A 16,953-nucleotide genomic window follows, 5' to 3' on the forward strand; every position below is an offset into this window, starting at 1 on the left:
GACCGGCGTCGGACCCGCCCTGCGGCGCGTCCGATCCGACGGCGGCCCCGTCCGGTGTGGTACCAACGGGGCATGGCCATCGACGACCGCACCACTCCGTCCGCCCCCACGCCGAACCGGCGTCGATCGGTCCCCGCCGAGATCTCACGGTCGTGGCTGCTGGTGTCCGGCACCGCCACCGACCGGTTCGACAAGTCCCAGCGCTCCCGCGCCGACCAGATCATCCTGGACATCGAGGACGCCGTCGACCCCGCCGCGAAGCCCTCGGCCCGGCAGGGCGTCGCCGCCTGGCTCGCCGGCGGCGGCGAGGCCTGGGTGCGCATCAACGACGTCACGACGGACTTCTGGGCGGATGACGTCGAGGAGCTCCGCGGCCTGCCCGGGCTGCAGGGCGTCATGCTCGCCAAGACCGAGTCCCCCGCCCAGGTCACCGACACCTGGCACCGGCTCGGCGGCCAGACGCCGGTGATCGCCCTCGTCGAGTCGGCCCTGGGCATCGAGGAGTCGGTGTCGATCGCCAAGGCGCAGGGCGCGTTCCGTCTGGCCTTCGGTTCCGGCGACTACCGACGCGACACCGGGACCAGCGCCGACACGCTCGCGATGGCGTACCCGCGGTCGAAGCTGGTCGTCGCCTCGCGCGTCGGCGACCTGCCGGGTCCGATCGACGGCCCCACGGTCGGGTCGTCGCACCCGATCCTCCGCGAGCAGTCGCAGGTGGCCGTGTCGCTCGGCCTCACCGGCAAGCTGTGCCTGGACACCGAGCAGCTCCCCGTCATCAACGAGGTCATCTCCCCCACGCCGACGGACGTCGCCTGGGCGCAGGACTTCCTCGACGACTTCGAGGCCCGCGGCCGGGTCATCCGCGACGGTTCCGACCTGCCGCGGCTCGGTCGGGCGCAGAAGATCCAGCGGCTCGCACAGGCGTTCGGGGTCGAGGCGCGGTAGGACTGCACGCATGACCTGGTCCAACGTCCCCGGCCCTCCGCCGCAGTCCTCCTCCGGCCCCACGGACGCGCAGCGCGCGGCGTGGGAGCGCGGTGGCACCACGCTGTTCCCGCCGGCGAAGCTCGCCGACCGGATCTCGACGGTGCTGCTCCTGGTGTTCGGTGCCGTCATGACCGCGATCACGGCGGTCGTCGGCATCGTCGCGATCGCCTCGGCCACGGCAGAGTGCGACGCCTCGGCCGGGTGCACACCCGGTGGGTACTTCGGTGGCGCGGCCATCGCGGTCGGTGGCGCCTTCGTCATCGGGGTCGCCACGATCGTGCTGTCGATCGGCGCGTGGATCCGACGGAAGCCGTCGTGGTGGATCGCGGCGATCGGCTTCGTGCTCGCGATCGTCGTCATCGCCTGGGGCGGGGTCGTCTTCGTGAACGCCGTCGACAGCGGGTCCGGATCGTCGTCGGTGTCCGCCAGCGCCTGACCGGCGCGCACCGACACCACCCTTCCGGCCGGACCCCGGTCGTCCGCCGCGTGTCGGGCCTGCGAACGCGTGTGCGTTCCGGCCTGGAGGCCGCGGGTCGGGGCTGCCACGCGCCTCCGGTCCGGACCGGGGTAGCGTCCCGGGCATGGTGACGGTGTCGCGGACGACGGTCGCGGTGGTCGGTGGCGGCCCGGCAGGGGTCGTCCTCGGGCTGCTGCTCGCCCGCGCCGGCGTCGACGTGCGCGTGCTCGAGCGGCACGACGACTTCAACCGGGACTTCCGGGGCGACACGGTGCACGCCTCGACCATCCGGCTGCTCGACGAACTCGGACTCGGTGCACCGTTCCGGGCGTTGCCGCAGTCACGCCTCGACGACTTCTCGCTGCCGATGCCGGACGGCTCCCGGCTGCTGCTCGGTGACTTCTCGCGTCTCGCCCCTCCGTACGACCACGTGGCGATGGTGCCGCAGTGGGACCTGCTCGACCTGCTCGTGACCGCCGCCCGTCGTGAACCGTCGTTCCGCATCGCGATGGGCCTCGCGGCGACCGGACTCATCGAGGAGAACGGGGTCGTGACCGGGGTCCACCTGCGGCCGAGGGACGGCACCGGCGAACCCGAGGAACTCCGTGCCGACGTCGTGATCGCCTGCGACGGGCGGAACTCGGCGCTGCGCCGCGCCGCCGGGCTCGTGCCACGGGCGTTCCGGGTGCCGTTCGACACCTGGTGGTTCCGGTTGCCCCGGCGCCCCGGGGACGCGGCGAGCGCCCTCACCCCCGCGTTCTCGGACCGGGACGTGCTGCTGAGCTTCCCGCGGCCGGACTACCACCAGGTCGCGTACTTCGCGCCGAAGGGCTCGGACGCGGCCCTGCGCGCCGCAGGGGTGGCGGCCTTCCGTGCCCGGGTGGCGCGGCTCCGACCGGACTTCGCGGACCGGGTCGACGCGATCGCCTCGATGGACGAGGTGCACGTGCTCGACGTCCGGATGGACCGCCTGCGCCGGTGGTGGCGCCCGGGGCTGCTCTGCATCGGGGACGCCGCGCACGCGATGTCGCCCGCCGGCGGGGTCGGCATCAACCTCGCGGTGCAGGACGCGGTGGCGACCGCGACGATCCTGGTGCCGGCGCTCCGACGGGGGCTCCGTGGTGGCGGCCTCGACCGGACGCTCGCAGCCGTCCAGCGTCGTCGGACCCCGCCCGCAGCCCTGGTGCAGGCCGCGCAGGCCGTGCTGCACCGGGTCGTGTTCGAACGGGCCTTCGCCGGGCACCTGCAGGACGGTCCGCCGCTGCTCCCGGTGCTGCTCGCGCGCTGGGTCCCGCCGGTCCGGGGCCTCTACGCCCGCGGCATCGCGTTCGGTCCGCTGCCGGAACACGCGCCGGCGTGGGCTCGTCGGTGACCGGGAGCTCGTCGGTGCGGGCGCCTCGTCGTGCGGGAACTGGGCGTCGGCATCGGGGCCGGGCGCATGCTGGGCCGATGAAGCAACGAGTCATCGGAGACGTGTCCGTCAGTGCCATCGGTCTGGGCGGGATGCCCATGTCGATCGAGGGCCGGCCGGACGAGCGTCAGTCCATCGCCACGATCCACGCAGCGCTCGAGAACGGTGTCACGCTCATCGACACCGCCGACGCCTACCACCTGGGCGGCCACGACGAGGTGGGGCACAACGAGGAGCTCATCGCGCGGGCCGTCCGGGAGTTCCACGACGACACCTCGGACGTGCTCATCGCGACGAAGGGCGGACACCTGCGCCCCGAGGCCGGCAACTGGGCGCAGAACGGGCACCCGGAGTACCTGAAGGAAGCCGCGAAGGCCTCGGCGAAGCGGCTCGGCGTCGAGCAGATCGGCCTGTACCAGTTCCACCGGCCCGACCCGGCGGTGCCGTACGCCGACTCGATCGGGGCGCTCGCCGAGCTGCTCGACGAGGGCGTCATCCGGATGGCGGGCATCTCGAACGCCGACCCGGACCAGATCCGCACCGCGAACGAGGTGCTCGGCGGACGCCTGGCGTCGGTGCAGAACCAGTACTCACCGAAGTTCCGGTCGAGTGAGCCGGAGCTCGAACTGTGCGACGAGCTCGGCATCGCGTTCCTGCCGTGGAGCCCCCTCGGTGGCATCGGGAGCGCGGCGGACCTCGGGACCGCGTTCGAGGACTTCGCGTACATCGCCCGCGACCGCGGGGTCACCCCGCAGGTCATCGCCCTGGCGTGGGAGCTGCAGAAGAGCGACGTCGTCGTGCCGATCCCCGGTGCGTCGCGGCCGCAGTCCATCCTGAACTCGATCACGGCGCCGACCGTGCGGCTGCGGCCGGAGGACGTCGCACGCCTCGACGCCTCGCAGCCCGCGGCCGTCTGACGCCCGTTCCCCCCGACGGGGGAAGCACGACGCCCCGCCGCTCCTGGTCGAGGAGCGGCGGGGCGTCGTGCTGTGTGTGGCTGGGCGTGCGCCCGCTCAGCTCTTGGCGGGGCAGACCGCCGAGACCTGGTCGAGGGTGGTCTGCACCTCGGTCTGGGCCTTCTTGACCTCGGCGGAGTCCTCGGCCGCACCGGAGCGGATGGCGGAGCTGTAGCCCTTCGCCGCGCCGGAGAAGTCCTCGAACGTGTCGTGGACCTGGTCGTTCGAGACCTTCGTCAGCGCCGAGTCGATGCGCTGGACGAACTCGTCGACGAGCGCCGCACGGGCCTTCGGGTCGGCCGGGGCAGAGCTGGAACCCTGCTCCTTGAGGAACGACGCGAGTTCGTTCTCGAGCAGGGAGCAGGCTTCCCCCTTGGTCTGGGCGGGTGCTGCGGCGGCGGTCTTCGAGGCCGACGGTGCGCTGGACGAGCCCGAGTCGCCGCCCGAGCAACCGGCGAGCAGCGTGAGTGCGAGGCCGGCGGTGGCCAGCGCGATGAGCTTCTTGGGCATGGTGGAGAGTCCCCCTCGATCTGTCCGCACTCCCCCGGATGAGGTGCAGATCCGTCGTCGAGCGTACAGGGAACCTCCACAGGGACACCGGCGGTGGTTGTGGGCGACCGGCAGCCAGCCGGAGGCGGGTGGCGCGTACCGTCGAGGGCATGCGAGCCATCACGTTCGACGACACTTCCATGTCCGTCACCGACCTGCCCGACCCCGAACCCGGCACGGACGAGGTCCTGATCGAGGTCGCCGCGGCCGGCGTCAACAACGCCGACCTGCAGCAGCGCGCCGGGAACTACCCGCCGCCGCCCGGGGCGTCGGAGATCCTCGGGCTCGAGGTCTCCGGCACGGTGCGGGCCGTCGGCGCGGGCGTCACGACCGCGGCGGTGGGCGACCGCGTGTGCGCGTTGCTCTCCGGCGGCGGGTACGCGGCACTCGTGGTCGCGCCGGTCACCCAGGTGCTGCCGGTCCCCGAGGGCGTCGACCTGGTCGAGGCGGCCGGACTGCCCGAAGCCGCGTGCACGGTCTATTCCAACATCGGCATGCTCGCCGGACTCCGCCCCGGGCAGACGCTCCTGGTGCACGGGGGTACGGGCGGCATGGGGTCGCACGCGGTGCTGTGGGCGAAGGCCCTCGGTGCGACGGTGATCGCGACGAGCGGCGGCGACCGCAAGGTCGCCGCGTCCCGTGACCTCGGCGCCGACCTGGCCATCGACCACCGCACGGAGGACTTCGTGGAACGCGTCATGGCGTTCACCGACGGTGTCGGCGTCGACGTCGTGCTGGACGTCGTCGGGCCGTCCTACCTGGAGCGGAACCTGCAGGCCCTCGCCCCGAACGGGCACGTCGCGGTCATCGCCTCGGGCAGCGGCCGCACCGCCGAGCTCGACTTCGGGGTGCTCATGCGGAAGCGCGCGACGATCAGCGGCACGACCCTGCGCGCACGGCCGCTCGCCGAGAAGGCCGCCATCGTCGAGGCGGTCCGCTACAACGTCTGGCCGCTGGTCGCCGACGGCCGGGTGCGCCCGGTCATCGACTCGGTGCTGCCCATGGCCGAGGTCGAGGAAGCCCACCGCCGCGTGCGCGACGGCGAGGTCATCGGCAAGGTGCTGCTGACGCCCTAGGCGTGCACGCGGGCGAGGAACTCGACGAGCGCCGGGTGCTGCGGGTGGTCGAGGACGTCGGCGGGGGAACCCTGCTCGACGACCTCGCCGCGGTGCAGGAACACGATCCGGTCGGCGACGTTCCGCGCGAAGTGCATCTCGTGCGTCGTCATCAGGATCGTCGAACCCTGTCGCTTCAGCTCGGTGACCAGGTCGAGCACCTCACCGACGAGCTGCGGGTCGAGGGCGCTCGTGACCTCGTCGAGCAGCAGGAGTTCCGGGTCCGACGCGATCGCCCGGACGATGGCGACGCGCTGCTGCTGCCCGCCGGACAGGCGGTCGGGGTACGCATCGGCGAACGAGGCGAGCCCGATCCGGTCGAGCAGGCGGCGCGCGGTGTCCTCGGCCTGGGCCCGTCCGATGCCGTGCACCTGGCGGGAGGCGAGCGTGACGTTGTCGAGCACGCTCATGTGCGGGAACAGGTTGAACTGCTGGAACACCACGCCGATGCGCGCCCGCACGGCGTCGACGGCGATGCGCGGGTCGGCGATGTCCGTGCCCTGCAGCAGGATCTCGCCGTCGTCGATGCCCTCGAGCAGGTTGACCGTCTTGAGCAACGTCGACTTGCCGGAGCCCGAGGCCCCGATGACGCAGATGACCTGGTGGCGGCGGACCGTCAGGTCGATCCCGCGCAGGACCTCGTGCTCACCGAAGGCCTTGCGCAACCCGCGCAGTTCGAGGACCGCGCCGTCCGTACCGGACGCACCACGGGCCTCCAGGCCGGCCTCGCTCATACGGTCCCTCCGATCTGCTCGCGCCGCTGCTGGCGACGCGCGATCGCGTCCGTGACGCGGATCAGCGGCAGGCTGATCACGACGAACAGCAGCCCGGCGACGAAGTACGGCGTGAAGTTGTAGGTCTCGGCCTGCGCGATCTGGGCGGAGCGGACCGCGTCGACGGCCCCGAGGATCGACACCAGGCCGACGTCCTTCTGCATCGACACGAAGTCGTTCATCAGCGCTGGCGTGACCTTGCGGATCGCCTGGGGCAGCACCACGAGCCGCAGGGTCTTGGCGTGCGAGAGTCCGAGCGATCGGGCGGCCAGGCGCTGGGAGGGGTGCACGGCCTCCATGCCGGCGCGGAGCACCTCGGCGATGTAGGACGAGTAGGTCAGGGTGATCGCGATCGTGCCCCAGACCTCGGCGGGGAGCCGCGGGAACACCCCGAGCCCGGGGATGCCGTAGCCGACCAGGTAGAGCACGATGATGAGCGGCAGGCCGCGGAACAGGTCCGTGTAGCCGGTCGCGAGCATCCGCAGCGGGAAGAACACCGGGTTGCGCAGGCCGCGGACGACCGCGAGCAGCGTGCCGAAGACGGCGACGCCGATGGCGCTGAAGAACAGGATCCGGACGTTCAACCAGAGGCCCAGCAGGATGTCCGGGAACGTGTCGACCGCGGTCTCCGGGTCGAAGAACGACTGCTGCACCGCCGCCCACCCGGGGGTGTTCACGACGCCGAAGTACACGACGGCGAGCACGACCAGGGTGGAGACGACCGACACCACGACGGAGCGACGGCCACGCTGGCGACGGTAGAGCCGACGCTCGAGCTCGACCTGGCTCGGCGCGGGTGCGGCGACCGGGGTGCCGGCCCCTGCTGGCAGGGTCATCCGGTTACTTCAGGACCGGCGTACCGGTCTCCGACGAGAGCCACTTGGTCTGCAGGTCCTGCAGGGTGCCGTCGTCGTCGAGGGTCTTCAGGGCCTTGTCGACCTTGCTCGTGAGCTCCGAGTCCTTCGGCAGGACGAAGCCGAACTCGTCGCCCTTGCCGTCGGACGGGAACTGGGCCGACACGGTGCCGTCGTCGAGCTGCGCCGAGGCCATGTAGAACGCCGTCGGCAGGTCGGTGACGATCGCGTCGATCTGCCCGGACTTGAGCGCGAGCACGGCGTCGTCGTTGGAGTTGAACACCTGCGGCGTGACCCCGAGGACGTCCTTGACGCTCGCGATGCTCGTCGAACCGGTCGCGACGCCGATGGCGTCCTGCTTGAGCGCGGCGATCGTGGTGTCGCCGGCGGCCTTCGACCCGGACGTCGTCACGACCGCCTGCGTCGTCGTGTAGTAGGCGCTCGACATGTCGACGGCCTTCTTGCGCTTCGCGTCGATCGAGAACTGCTGGACGTTGAGGTCCCAGTCCTTCGGGCCCGGGGCGATGGCGCTGTCGAAGGTGCTGCGCTTCCAGACGACGTCGGACTTGCCGTAGCCCATCTCCTTCGCGACGGCGTACGCCACGGCGGACTCGAAGCCCTTGCCGGACTCGGGCTTGTTGTCCTCGATCCAGGGCGAGTACGCCGGGTCGCCGGTGGCGATCGTGAGCTTGCCGTCGGTCACGGTGCCGTCGGCGTTGCTGCTGCCCCCGGCGGAGCAGGCCGACAGGGCGAGGGCGGCGACCGCGGCGGTGGCGACGGCGAGGGTGAAGCGGAGGTGACGGGTCACGGTCGGGCCTTCGTGCGAGGGGGTGGGGGCAGGTCGAAGTGTACTTCGCAGTGGGATACCAACGCGAAACGGTGTCGCGGTGCTACTCGGCGGCAGCGTCCCCGTCGTCGGCCATCGTGAAGTCGTCGAACGAGAACCCCGGCGACACCAGGCAGCTCAGCAGCACCTCGCCGTCGCCCGGGATCGTCCGCTGCCACACGCCGCCGCGAACGAACGCCTGCGCGTCGTTCACGCGGTCGCGTCCGGCGTCCGGGCCGAGGGTGATCGTCGCGCCGGGCTCGGGGACGTCGCCGTCGCCGCCGAGCTGCAGGTCGACGGTGTCCGGCCCGTGCCACATCCAGATCTCGTCGCTCGTGACCCGGTGCCAGGCGGAGGCCTCGCCCGGGGGCAGCAGGAAGTGGATCAGGGTGGCGGCGGGACGCTCCCCGGCGGGGGTGGTGACCGTCGCCGGCGAGGTCCAGGTACGCACGTACCAGCCACCCTCGGGGTGCGGTTCCATGCCGAGGGCGATCGCGCGCTTCGGTACGTCGAGCCACTCGATCAGCTCACCGGTGACGGTTCGGCGTGCGGCCATGCCGGGGTGGGGTGCGGACTCGGTCATCGTTCCTCCTGGGAAGGGACTGGCGGCGGAGCGACCGCCGTGGACGGTGCTGCCGGGGAAGCCGGCTCGGTGACGACGCCCGCCGCGGCGCGGACGACCCCGCGGATCACGGTGGCGGCCGCCCGCCCGGCGCCGTCCTCGACGAGCTCGGCGAGCGCGTCCGGCACCGTGCGGGCGTCGACGTCGAACACCGCCAGGTCGGCGCGCGCCCCGACGGCGAGGTGCCCGATGCGGTCCGGTCCGACGGCCAGCCCCATCGCGTGCGCACCACCGAGGGTCGCCGCTGCGAGCAGTCGCTCGTGCAGGTCACGGTGCCCGTAGCCCTGGGCGCGGGCGATGCGGTGCAGCGCGGTGACGTCGGCCATCAGGTCGAGGGACGGCGACGACGACAGGGAGTCGGTGCCGATGGCGATCGGGCTGCCCTCGCGCAGGTAGTCGGCGACGGGCGGCGGGTCGAGGCCGATGACGGCGTTGGAGCGGGGGCACAGCGCCACCGCCGTGCCACGGGCGCGCAGGAGCGCCCGGTCGGCGGCGGTCATGTACACGCCGTGGGCGATGTGGCAGTCCGGCCCGAGCACGCCGAGGCGGTCGACGAACGCGGTCGCGCTGGCACCGAAGCCCAGGGCTCGCAGCGCCCGGAACGACGGCACGTTTGCCAGGTGCCAGTCGTTCCCGTGGCCGACGCCGTCGACCCCGTCGAGCCCGGGGACCGGACCGAGGGCGGTGCGCTCCCCCTCGAACGCCGCCTCACCGAGGTGCAGGTGCAGCCGCAGGCCGCGCTGCCGCACGATGTCGGGGAGCTCGAGCAGCGGAGCGACCTCGAGCGAGTACGGCGCGTGCGGTGACAGGCCGGCACCGGGTGTCGTGGGGATCCGGTCGAGTTCGTCGAGCACCTGGTCGCGACCGTGCGACTGCCAGGCGTCGTTCTCCCAGTCCATCACCTCCCAGTACGCGATGCCGCCGAGGCCGGCGTCCTGCAGGGCAGTGGAGGCCTCGATGTCGGTGACGATGTCGGCGATGCTCGTGACTCCGGCCAGGATCGACGCCCGTGCACCGTCCGCGGCTTCGGCCCGCCAGTCGTGCGGTTCGGCGTAGTCGACGTTGAACGCCGCGGCCCAGTCCTCGAACCCGTCGTACTGGCGTCGGCCGACACCGGACATGCCGGTGTACTGGAGGTGCGAGTGCGCGTTCACGAGTCCGGGCAGGAGCGCGCCACGCCACTGCCGCTCGGTGAAGGTCGCGCCGGACCCGGTGAGCTGGTCGATGACCCACGACCGGTCGCCGACGTGCAGGATGCGGCCGTCCTGCACGGCCACCGCGCCGTCGGCGATCGGCGGCGCCGTCATCGGGACGACGACGCGCGCCGAGTGCACGGTGACCGGGTGTGGACGGGCGCTCATGCCGGGTCTCCGAAACGGCGGGTCCGGACGTCCGGCTCGCGATCCGCCGGGTGCTCAGCGGGGAGCCCTGGGCCCACGCCGCCGGTTCCGGGCTGACGCGCCAGCGGCAGCCCGGCCGTGCCGGTGGGGAGAGGCAGAGGTCGGCTCCCGAAGGCGGCGAGCGCCGCGCGGGCGGTCACGTCGTCGACCGCGGGGTCGATCGGCACGACGGCACGCTCCAGCTCGTCGCCGCGTTCCAGGAGCATCCGGACGGCGCCGAGCTGCACGGCGAACGACAGGTCCATGATCTCGACCGGGTTGCCCTCGGCCGCGGTGATGTTGATGCAGCCGCCGTCGTCGAGCACGATCGGCCCGCCGTCGGCCCCGGGGAACACCAACCGCTCGGCCTTCGGCCCCGCGTCCTGGCGCCGGGCCCCGGCGGCGAGCGCGTCGTCGATGGCGATCTCCTGGTCGACCCCACCGGCGACGGCGAGGACCGCGCCGTCCGCGCAGGCACGGAGCACCTCGAGGTCGATGGTGTCCGGCACCCCGGTGGCGCTCATCACGAGGTCGGCGGCGCGCACCGCCTCGACGAGCGGGGCCACGGCGTACCCGGCGAACCGCGCCTGCAGGGCGCGGACCGGGTCGGTCTCGGCGACCGTCACCCGGAACCCGAGGGCGGTGAGCACCAGGGCGACCCCCTTGCCGACGTGCCCGAACCCGGCGACGACCGCCGCGCCTCCCGGCATCACCCGGTGTGTGCCGGACGCGAGCCCGTCGACCAGGTCGAGCACCGCGAACACCGTCGACTGCCCGGTGCCGTACCGGTTGTCGAAGAACGTCTTGGCGCGGGCGTCGTTCACCGCGATCACGGGGATGCCGAGCTCGCCGCGCGCCGCAAGGACACGAAGGGGTCGCAGGCCGCTCGTGGTCTCCTCGGCGGCTCCGAGCATCGTCGGCAGCAGGTCGGGGCGTTCCTGGTGGGCGAGCCGGATGACGTGCGAGCCGTCGTCGAGCAGGATGTGCGGCGCGGTGTCGAGCATCGCGAGGGCCAGCTGCTTCTGCTCGGGGAGCGTCGCCGTGCTGCTCGCGAACACCGTCAGACCGGCGGACCGCAGTGCGTCGGCGACGGCGTCGTCGGTCTCGTCGGCGTGGGCGTAGACGACGACCTCGGCACCGGCGTCACGGAGCAGCAGGCTCAGCACCGCGGTCTTGGGCTCGAGGAACATCGCGACACCGATGCGTGTGCCGCGCAGGAGCCCGCCGTCGCGGAGTTCCGCGGCGACCGAGCGGGCGACCGGCATCGACCGTCGTGCCCAGCGCAGGCGGGCGTCCGCAGCGGGGTCGTCCTCGGGGTCGCGGCCGGTGGACACCAGGAAGACGTCGTCGGACAGCATCGGGACGGCGAGCACGCCGGGGCGGGCGGGTGCGACGGGGCCGAAGGCGTCCTCGTCGACGGCGGGCAGGTAACGGCCGGCGTCGATGACGACCAGGGTGGTGCCGCGCGGGCGGTCGGCGGCCTGCTCGACCGCGGGGGTCGATTCCTCGGGCGCGCCGAGGCACCAGAGCTGGTCGACGAGGTCGGACGGCTGCTCGGCCTCGCGCGCGCCGAGTGCGGTCAGCAGGTGCCGCAGTGTTGCGGCATCCCGGGGGTCGCCGCCGACGATGCGGAACCGGCGGGCGGCGACGAGCAGGTTGGTCGCCGCGGCGAAGCGCCGAACGGCCGCCGAGGCCCAGACCAGCGTCGCGGGGTCGGGTGCTGGCGGCATGTGCCAATCGTAGGGCGAGCGGGGCGCGGGTCCGGCGGCGCTCCGGGAATGCCCGGGGGCGCTCCGACGTACTCTCTGCACATGAGCGATGCGACGACTGTCCCCGACCGCGTGACCATGTTCGGTGCCGACTGGTGCCGCGACTGCCGTCGGTCCAAGGCGCTGCTCGACACCCTCGGCGTGGACTACGAGTACGTCGACGTGGAGCAGGACCTGTCCGCGGCCGACCGTGCCGAGGCCATCAGCGGCCGGAAGAACATCCCCGTCGTGGTGCTGCCGAACGGCAAGCACTTCGTCGAGCCGTCGGACGCCGAGCTGCGGGCCGAGCTCGAGGCCTCCGGCGTCGTCTGATCGTCGTCTGACCGGCGAACCCGACAGTCCTCCCAGGAAGCCCGGAGTTTCGTCGGACGTCGGCCCTGACTCCGGCAACCATGCCGCGGCAACCGCACCCACGAGGAGGACACCGTGCTCGGTCTCATCATCAGCTTGATCATCATCGGTCTCATCGCCGGCGCTCTCGCCCGGCTCATCATCCCCGGCAAGCAGAACATCGGCATCCTCATGACGATCGTCCTGGGCATCGTCGGATCGTTCGTCGGCGGGTTCCTCGGGTTCCTGATCTTCCAGCACGACCCGATGGACGGCTTCTTCCAGCCGGCCGGCATCATCGGTTCGATCATCGGCGCGATCATCGTGCTGTTCATCTACACCCGCGTCGCGGGCCGCGGCTCGCGCCGCTAGGCACGACGCTGCCGGTCTGACCGGCGAACAACCACAGTCACCCCGAACCGCGTTTCCACGTGGTTCGGGGTGACTTTGCGTGTGCGGACCGACTGCGCGCTGCGGGCTGCGACCGCGCGACGGTGTGGACGCGAAACGGCCTGGAGGCGCGGTGCGGGTCCGACCCGCACCGCGCCTCCAGGCCGTGGTCGCCCCTGCGCCGGGGGCGACGCGATGGTCACGCTGATCAGGCGGTGGCGAGCCGCCCCATCTCGCCGACGACCGCGCGCAGCCGCGCAGCCAGTTCGTCGCGGGAGCCGTCCGCCGATCGGTGGGCGGACTCGATCACGGCGGCCATCACGAGGGTGGTCGCGGTCCGCGCGGTGTCCTCGTCGACGCGCTCGGCGGCCACCGCCAGCACGGTCTGCCGCGCGTGCGCCATCCACTGCATCATCGCCGGGACCATCTCGGGGCGGGCTCGGACGAGCTCCTTCATGCGCCGGCGGTCCTGCGGCAGGGTGACCGTGTGCGCGACGAGGTCGCAGAGGTCCGACACGAGCGGCCCCGTGGAACCGAGGAACGCTGCGCGTGCCGTGTCCGGGACCGTCGTGGCCGGCAAACCGAGGGCTGCTTCGGCCTTCGACGGGAAGTAGTTGAAGAACGTCCGCGGGGAGACCCCGGCGTCCGCGCAGATCTGCTCGACGGTCACCCCGGCGAGTCCGTGGTCGGTGACCAGGGCGAGCGCCGACCGGTGGATGGCGGCCCGGGTCTGCTGCTTCTTGCGCTCCCGCAGGCCGCAGTCGGTCAGGGCGGTGGCCTCGGTGGTGGTGAGCTGGTGCACGTGCTGCGCTCCGTCTTGTTCTCGGGTTGGTGCGACGCCGGGCCCCCGCGTCCTCGGACGAGGAGGCCCGGCGTGACTCAGACCTGCGCCCGACCACCCTGGACGGGGATCGAACCGGTGACCGGGGCGGTGGGCGAGCCCATCGTGTCCGCGGCCCGCACGGCCTGCGCCTCGAGGTCGTCAGCGGTGCCGGCGTCGTCCGCCTGCTCCTGCAGGGCCGAGCTCTTGCGGAGCGGCGGCGCCTTGAAGAAGAAGCTCAGGACGAACGCGAGCAGGATCACCGCGAAGCCGACCCAGTAGACGGTCACGGCCGAGGCGTTGAACCCGGACATGAACGGCCGGGTCAGGGCAGCGTCCGCACCGTTGAGGTACGACGTGTCGCTCGTCTCGGCGTTCGAGTCGCTCGAGTCGTTCGCGCCCTTGTCGATCTGCTTCGACAGTTCCGGTGCGAGCTGGTCCACCCAGTAGGTGCGCTGCGCCGAGTCCGACCAGTCGACGACGAGCCGGCCGTCCTGCACGCTGGCGTGCGCCTTGTCGGCGGCGGCGGTGAGCGCCTGCTGCTGCACGGCGTCGGGAGCCCCGGCGGTGGCCTGGGTCACCTGGTCGGTGGCGGTGTCGAGGCCGGACTGCACCTGCTTCTGGAGCGGGGTGACGATCGGGTTCCAGATCTGGTCCATGACGCCCTGGTTCGCCTTCGCGCTGGCGACCTCCGGGTCGAGCGCCGCACTGAGGGCGGGCTTGAGGTTCGACTCGTCCGCCGTGGCGTGCAGGATGTTCGCCGGCATGAGCGAGAACAGGACGGACAGCAGGACGGCGGTGCCGAGCGTGCCACCGATCTGGCGGAAGAACGTGGCGGACGACGTCGCCACACCCATGTCACGCGGCTGCACCGAGTTCTGGGAGGCCAGCGTGATGCTCTGCATGAGCTGGCCGAGCCCGAGGCCGATCAGGAACATGCCGATCATCAGGAACCACAGCGGCTTGTCGATCGTCATGAACGTCAGGACGACGTAGCCGAGCGACACCAGGGCCGTGCCGATCACCGGGAAGATCCGGTAGCGGCCGGTGCGGGCCACGATCTGCCCCGAAGCGATCGAGGCGATCATCAAGCCGCCGATCATCGGCAGCGTCGCGAAGCCGGACTCGGTCGGCGTCAGGCCGGTGACGATCTGCAGGTACAGCGGGATGGTGAGCATCGCGCCGAACATCGCGAAGCCGACCAGGAAGCCCAGGATGGTCGCCATCGAGAACGTGCTCGAGCGGAAGAGCTTGAGCGGGATGATCGCGTCGTCCTGCATGCGGGTCTCGATCACCAGGAAGGCGACGAGGCCGAGCGCACCGATGACGTAGCAGGCGATCGCGTTGGCCGAACCCCAGCCCCACGTGCGGCCCTGCTCCGCGACGAGGAGCAGCGGCGCGAGCGTGACGATGACCGAGGTCGCGCCCCACCAGTCGATGCGTGGCTTGGCCTTGGCCTCGCCGAACTTCGGCAGGTGCAGGAACGCGATCACCATGAGGAGCGCGGCGACGCCGATCGGCACGTTGATCAGGAACACCCAGCGCCAGCCGGTGATGCCGACGATCGAGCTCGCACCGGCGAACAGTCCACCGATGAGCGGGCCGATCACGGACGAGATGCCGAAGACCGCCAGGAAGTAGCCCTGGTACTTCGCGCGCTCACGGGGCGCGAGGATGTCGCCCATGATCGCGAGCGGGAGCGACATCAGCGCACCGGCACCGATGCCCTGGAACGCGCGGAAGGCGGCGAGCATGGTCATCGACGTCGACAGGGTCGAGAGCAGCGATCCGAGGATGAAGACCGCGATGCCGAAGATGTAGAGCGGACGACGGCCGAAGACGTCGGAGAGCTTGCCGTAGATCGGCGTGGTGATGGTCGACGCGATCAGGTAGGCCGTCGTGACCCAGGCCTGCTGGTCGAGGCCGTGCAGGTCGTCACCGATCGTGCGGATCGCCGTGCCGACGATGGTCTGGTCGAGCGACGACAGGAACATGCCGGCCATCAGGCCGTAGATGACGAGCAGGATCTGGCGGTGCGACATGATCGGCTTGCCCGGCGTGCTCGCCGGGGAGTCCTGTCGTCCGCGCGACACCTCGACGGGTGCGGTGGCAGTGGACATGCGGGGTTCCTCACAGGGGATGTGGCGTGGTGGTCGTCGGCCTGGTCGGGACCCCGAAACGAGGGTCAACCTTGCAGGCTCTGCAACTTTACACCGCAAGCACCTTTGCTGCCAACGCAAAGTTGCCGAGTATGCACGTTGGTGTACGGGTTCTCAGGTAGCGTCGGCGCATGGGGCGAACCACCTGGACCGACGTACCGACGACGCTGCGGCAGCAGGTGGAGGGGGTGCTGGGCGGTCCGGTCGTGACCGCCGAGTCCCAGGCGAGCGGGTGGTCGCCCGGAAGCGCCGACCGGGTGACGACCGCGGCGGGGGAACGAGCCTTCGTGAAGACGGTGTCGCGCTCGCGCAACGAGGCCGCCCTCGACCTGCACCGCCGCGAGGCCGAGGTCATGGCCCAGCTGCCGACCACCGTGCAGGCACCGCGGCTGCTCGACGCGCTGCACGCCACGGTCGACGGTGACGACTGGGTCGCACTCGTGCTCGAGGACGTCGCAGGGCAGCACCCGGGCGAGCACCTCGACGGATCGGACACGACGGCCGTGCTCGACGCACTCCACACACTGCCGCTCGCGACCGATGGGCTGGCGACGCTCCCCCGCATCACCGAGGACCTGCGCGAGGAGTTCGGCGCCTGGGACCGGATGCTGGCGGACGACTCGAACGCCGTCCGCGTCGCCGAGGTCGTCCCGCCGCACATCCTCGACGCCGGCCCCGCGATCGCCCACGCGGCATCGGGGGCAGCTGCCCTCGTCGACGGCGAACACCTCGTGCACGCCGACTGCCGAGCGGACAACCTGCTCGTCGACGACACCGGGCTCGTCTGGGTGGTGGACTGGCCCTGGGCGAGCGTGGGCGCGCACTGGCTCGACCCTCTGACCTACCTGCTCGACACGCTCGTCCGCGGCGAGGACGACGCCGTCGAACACCACCTCGCCACGCACCCGGTCTTCGCCGGGGTGCCCGCCGCCACGATCGACGCCGTGCTGGCCGGGCTCGCCGGGCTGTTCTTCGAGCACGCCCTGCCCCCGGCACCGCCGAACATGCCCGCCATCCGCGACTTCCAACGGCGCGAGGGCGTGGCGACCGCCGAGTGGCTGCTCCGCCGCTGGGCCGCCTGACAGCGCCTCCGCCCGAGCGGGGGACGCGTCTGTCCAGGGAGCGCAGCGCACCGGAGCGTACGGTCCACCGCATGACTGACGAGCCCCGCACCCCGCGTCCCGAAGACGACGCCGCGCGCCTCGGTCTCGTCGTCGTCGGAGAGGCAGCAGCCCTGCAGTCCGGCGACGAGGCGGCACTGGACGCGAGCGAGCAGAACATCCGCGACACGATCGACGAACTGGTCGACGAGCCCCTGACCCCGCGGCAGGAGGAGGTCGTCGAGCGACTCGCCTCGGCCGGCGGCACGCTGACCGCCGGACTCAGCGGTGCCCTCGCCGCCCAGAGCGGTCGCAGCGTCGACGACGTGCTCGAGGGCGCGGCCCGCAGTGTCGTCTGGCAGCAGCGGCTCGCCGACGAGCGTGAGGACGCCGGCGCTCAGCAGCGCGACCCGCAGAACGAGAACGGGCACGACGAGGGCTGATCCCCCGTCGCGC

At 72.0% G+C, this 16,953-nt stretch carries 18 protein-coding genes; 9 read left to right on the plus strand and 9 right to left on the minus strand.

Annotated elements, in window-relative coordinates; genetic code table 11:
* Positions 1–72 precede the first annotated feature (72 nt).
* The 4 genes from ACZZ9K_RS08340 (at position 73) to ACZZ9K_RS08355 (ending at position 3,772) form a co-directional block, all read left to right on the plus strand.
* Positions 73–945: an HpcH/HpaI aldolase/citrate lyase family protein gene (locus ACZZ9K_RS08340; protein WP_027466565.1), complete on the plus strand. Its 873-nt coding sequence runs from the start codon at positions 73–75 to the stop codon at positions 943–945.
* A 10-nt stretch (positions 946–955) separates the two neighbouring features.
* Positions 956–1,423 (plus strand): DUF6264 family protein, encoded by a 468-nt coding sequence (locus ACZZ9K_RS08345; protein WP_111058095.1) that lies wholly within the window; start codon positions 956–958, stop codon positions 1,421–1,423.
* Between the two features lie 145 nt (positions 1,424–1,568).
* On the plus strand, positions 1,569–2,816 hold the full coding sequence (locus ACZZ9K_RS08350) for an FAD-dependent oxidoreductase (RefSeq protein WP_463443814.1): 1,248 nt from the start codon (positions 1,569–1,571) through the stop codon (positions 2,814–2,816).
* A 77-nt stretch (positions 2,817–2,893) separates the two neighbouring features.
* Complete coding sequence (locus ACZZ9K_RS08355) at positions 2,894–3,772, plus strand: aldo/keto reductase (RefSeq protein ID WP_071244093.1); 879 nt, start codon at positions 2,894–2,896, stop codon at positions 3,770–3,772.
* Positions 3,773–3,868: 96 nt separating this feature from the next.
* Here ACZZ9K_RS08355 and ACZZ9K_RS08360 read toward each other — a convergent pair whose 3' ends face one another.
* On the minus strand, positions 3,869–4,321 hold the full coding sequence (locus ACZZ9K_RS08360; protein ID WP_027466569.1) for a hypothetical protein: 453 nt from the start codon (positions 4,319–4,321) through the stop codon (positions 3,869–3,871).
* Between the two features lie 149 nt (positions 4,322–4,470).
* Between ACZZ9K_RS08360 and ACZZ9K_RS08365 the strand changes: the two genes are divergently transcribed.
* Positions 4,471–5,436: an NAD(P)H-quinone oxidoreductase gene (locus ACZZ9K_RS08365; protein ID WP_463443815.1), complete on the plus strand. Its 966-nt coding sequence runs from the start codon at positions 4,471–4,473 to the stop codon at positions 5,434–5,436.
* Here ACZZ9K_RS08365 and ACZZ9K_RS08370 read toward each other — a convergent pair.
* The 6 genes from ACZZ9K_RS08370 to ACZZ9K_RS08395 all read right to left on the minus strand — a co-directional run bounded on the left by ACZZ9K_RS08370 (position 5,433) and on the right by ACZZ9K_RS08395 (position 11,659).
* Positions 5,433–6,209 carry an amino acid ABC transporter ATP-binding protein gene (locus tag ACZZ9K_RS08370; protein WP_463443816.1) on the minus strand — a complete coding sequence of 259 codons (777 nt, stop codon included), beginning with the start codon at positions 6,207–6,209 and terminating at the stop codon, positions 5,433–5,435. The genes ACZZ9K_RS08365 and ACZZ9K_RS08370 overlap by 4 nt on opposite strands.
* Entirely contained in the window at positions 6,206–7,084 is an 879-nt protein-coding gene (locus ACZZ9K_RS08375; RefSeq protein ID WP_110862374.1) for an amino acid ABC transporter permease, read from the minus strand. Before ACZZ9K_RS08375 ends, ACZZ9K_RS08370 begins: the two co-directional genes overlap by 4 nt.
* 4 nt (positions 7,085–7,088) lie before the next feature.
* A complete protein-coding gene (locus ACZZ9K_RS08380) occupies positions 7,089–7,910 on the minus strand; it encodes an ABC transporter substrate-binding protein (protein ID WP_111058089.1) in 822 nt (273 codons plus the stop codon).
* Between the two features lie 82 nt (positions 7,911–7,992).
* On the minus strand, positions 7,993–8,511 hold the full coding sequence (locus ACZZ9K_RS08385; protein WP_247737982.1) for a cupin domain-containing protein: 519 nt from the start codon (positions 8,509–8,511) through the stop codon (positions 7,993–7,995).
* Positions 8,508–9,911, minus strand: coding sequence for an amidohydrolase family protein (locus ACZZ9K_RS08390; RefSeq protein ID WP_463443817.1), 1,404 nt, complete (start codon positions 9,909–9,911; stop codon positions 8,508–8,510). Before ACZZ9K_RS08390 ends, ACZZ9K_RS08385 begins: the two co-directional genes overlap by 4 nt.
* Positions 9,908–11,659 (minus strand): adenosylhomocysteinase, encoded by a 1,752-nt coding sequence (locus ACZZ9K_RS08395; RefSeq protein WP_463443818.1) that lies wholly within the window; start codon positions 11,657–11,659, stop codon positions 9,908–9,910. The genes ACZZ9K_RS08390 and ACZZ9K_RS08395 overlap by 4 nt, the downstream gene beginning before the upstream one ends.
* Positions 11,660–11,740: 81 nt before the next feature.
* Here ACZZ9K_RS08395 and ACZZ9K_RS08400 point away from each other — a divergent pair, with 81 nt between their 5' ends.
* The gene (locus tag ACZZ9K_RS08400) at positions 11,741–12,010 is read left to right on the plus strand and encodes a glutaredoxin family protein (protein WP_463443819.1); all 270 of its coding nucleotides are present in this window, start codon (positions 11,741–11,743) and stop codon (positions 12,008–12,010) included.
* 114 nt (positions 12,011–12,124) lie between these two features.
* Positions 12,125–12,400: a GlsB/YeaQ/YmgE family stress response membrane protein gene (locus ACZZ9K_RS08405; RefSeq protein WP_027466577.1), complete on the plus strand. Its 276-nt coding sequence runs from the start codon at positions 12,125–12,127 to the stop codon at positions 12,398–12,400.
* A gap of 226 nt (positions 12,401–12,626) precedes the next feature.
* Here ACZZ9K_RS08405 and ACZZ9K_RS08410 read toward each other — a convergent pair whose 3' ends face one another.
* Positions 12,627–13,220 carry a TetR/AcrR family transcriptional regulator gene (locus ACZZ9K_RS08410; protein ID WP_138801932.1) on the minus strand — a complete coding sequence of 198 codons (594 nt, stop codon included), beginning with the start codon at positions 13,218–13,220 and terminating at the stop codon, positions 12,627–12,629.
* A 77-nt stretch (positions 13,221–13,297) separates the two neighbouring features.
* Complete coding sequence (locus ACZZ9K_RS08415; RefSeq protein WP_463443820.1) at positions 13,298–15,358, minus strand: MDR family MFS transporter; 2,061 nt, start codon at positions 15,356–15,358, stop codon at positions 13,298–13,300.
* Positions 15,359–15,528: 170 nt separating this feature from the next.
* On the opposite strand from ACZZ9K_RS08415, the gene ACZZ9K_RS08420 reads away from it, so the two are divergent.
* Together ACZZ9K_RS08420 and ACZZ9K_RS08425 are read left to right on the plus strand one after the other, a co-directional pair.
* Positions 15,529–16,479, plus strand: a complete 951-nt coding sequence (locus ACZZ9K_RS08420; protein ID WP_463443821.1) for a phosphotransferase family protein — start codon at positions 15,529–15,531, stop codon at positions 16,477–16,479.
* A 71-nt stretch (positions 16,480–16,550) separates the two neighbouring features.
* Positions 16,551–16,940, plus strand: a complete 390-nt coding sequence (locus ACZZ9K_RS08425; protein ID WP_138801935.1) for a hypothetical protein — start codon at positions 16,551–16,553, stop codon at positions 16,938–16,940.
* Positions 16,941–16,953: the final 13 nt, after the last annotated feature.

Source organism: Curtobacterium sp. AC268, assembly GCF_979258745.1.

What these genes read in the sequence shown, in the direction of transcription:
- ACZZ9K_RS08370 (WP_463443816.1), bottom strand. Translation starts at nt 6,209, where the DNA reads ATGAGCGAGGCCGGCCTGGAGGCCCGTGGTGCGTCCGGTACGGACGGC.
- ACZZ9K_RS08350 (WP_463443814.1), top strand. Translation starts at nt 1,569, where the DNA reads ATGGTGACGGTGTCGCGGACGACGGTCGCGGTGGTCGGTGGCGGCCCG.
- ACZZ9K_RS08365 (WP_463443815.1), top strand. Translation starts at nt 4,471, where the DNA reads ATGCGAGCCATCACGTTCGACGACACTTCCATGTCCGTCACCGACCTG.
- ACZZ9K_RS08345 (WP_111058095.1), top strand. Translation starts at nt 956, where the DNA reads ATGACCTGGTCCAACGTCCCCGGCCCTCCGCCGCAGTCCTCCTCCGGC.
- ACZZ9K_RS08375 (WP_110862374.1), bottom strand. Translation starts at nt 7,084, where the DNA reads ATGACCCTGCCAGCAGGGGCCGGCACCCCGGTCGCCGCACCCGCGCCG.
- ACZZ9K_RS08425 (WP_138801935.1), top strand. Translation starts at nt 16,551, where the DNA reads ATGACTGACGAGCCCCGCACCCCGCGTCCCGAAGACGACGCCGCGCGC.
- ACZZ9K_RS08385 (WP_247737982.1), bottom strand. Translation starts at nt 8,511, where the DNA reads ATGACCGAGTCCGCACCCCACCCCGGCATGGCCGCACGCCGAACCGTC.
- ACZZ9K_RS08340 (WP_027466565.1), top strand. Translation starts at nt 73, where the DNA reads ATGGCCATCGACGACCGCACCACTCCGTCCGCCCCCACGCCGAACCGG.
- ACZZ9K_RS08400 (WP_463443819.1), top strand. Translation starts at nt 11,741, where the DNA reads ATGAGCGATGCGACGACTGTCCCCGACCGCGTGACCATGTTCGGTGCC.
- ACZZ9K_RS08395 (WP_463443818.1), bottom strand. Translation starts at nt 11,659, where the DNA reads ATGCCGCCAGCACCCGACCCCGCGACGCTGGTCTGGGCCTCGGCGGCC.
- ACZZ9K_RS08390 (WP_463443817.1), bottom strand. Translation starts at nt 9,911, where the DNA reads ATGAGCGCCCGTCCACACCCGGTCACCGTGCACTCGGCGCGCGTCGTC.
- ACZZ9K_RS08415 (WP_463443820.1), bottom strand. Translation starts at nt 15,358, where the DNA reads ATGTCCACTGCCACCGCACCCGTCGAGGTGTCGCGCGGACGACAGGAC.
- ACZZ9K_RS08355 (WP_071244093.1), top strand. Translation starts at nt 2,894, where the DNA reads ATGAAGCAACGAGTCATCGGAGACGTGTCCGTCAGTGCCATCGGTCTG.
- ACZZ9K_RS08420 (WP_463443821.1), top strand. Translation starts at nt 15,529, where the DNA reads ATGGGGCGAACCACCTGGACCGACGTACCGACGACGCTGCGGCAGCAG.
- ACZZ9K_RS08360 (WP_027466569.1), bottom strand. Translation starts at nt 4,321, where the DNA reads ATGCCCAAGAAGCTCATCGCGCTGGCCACCGCCGGCCTCGCACTCACG.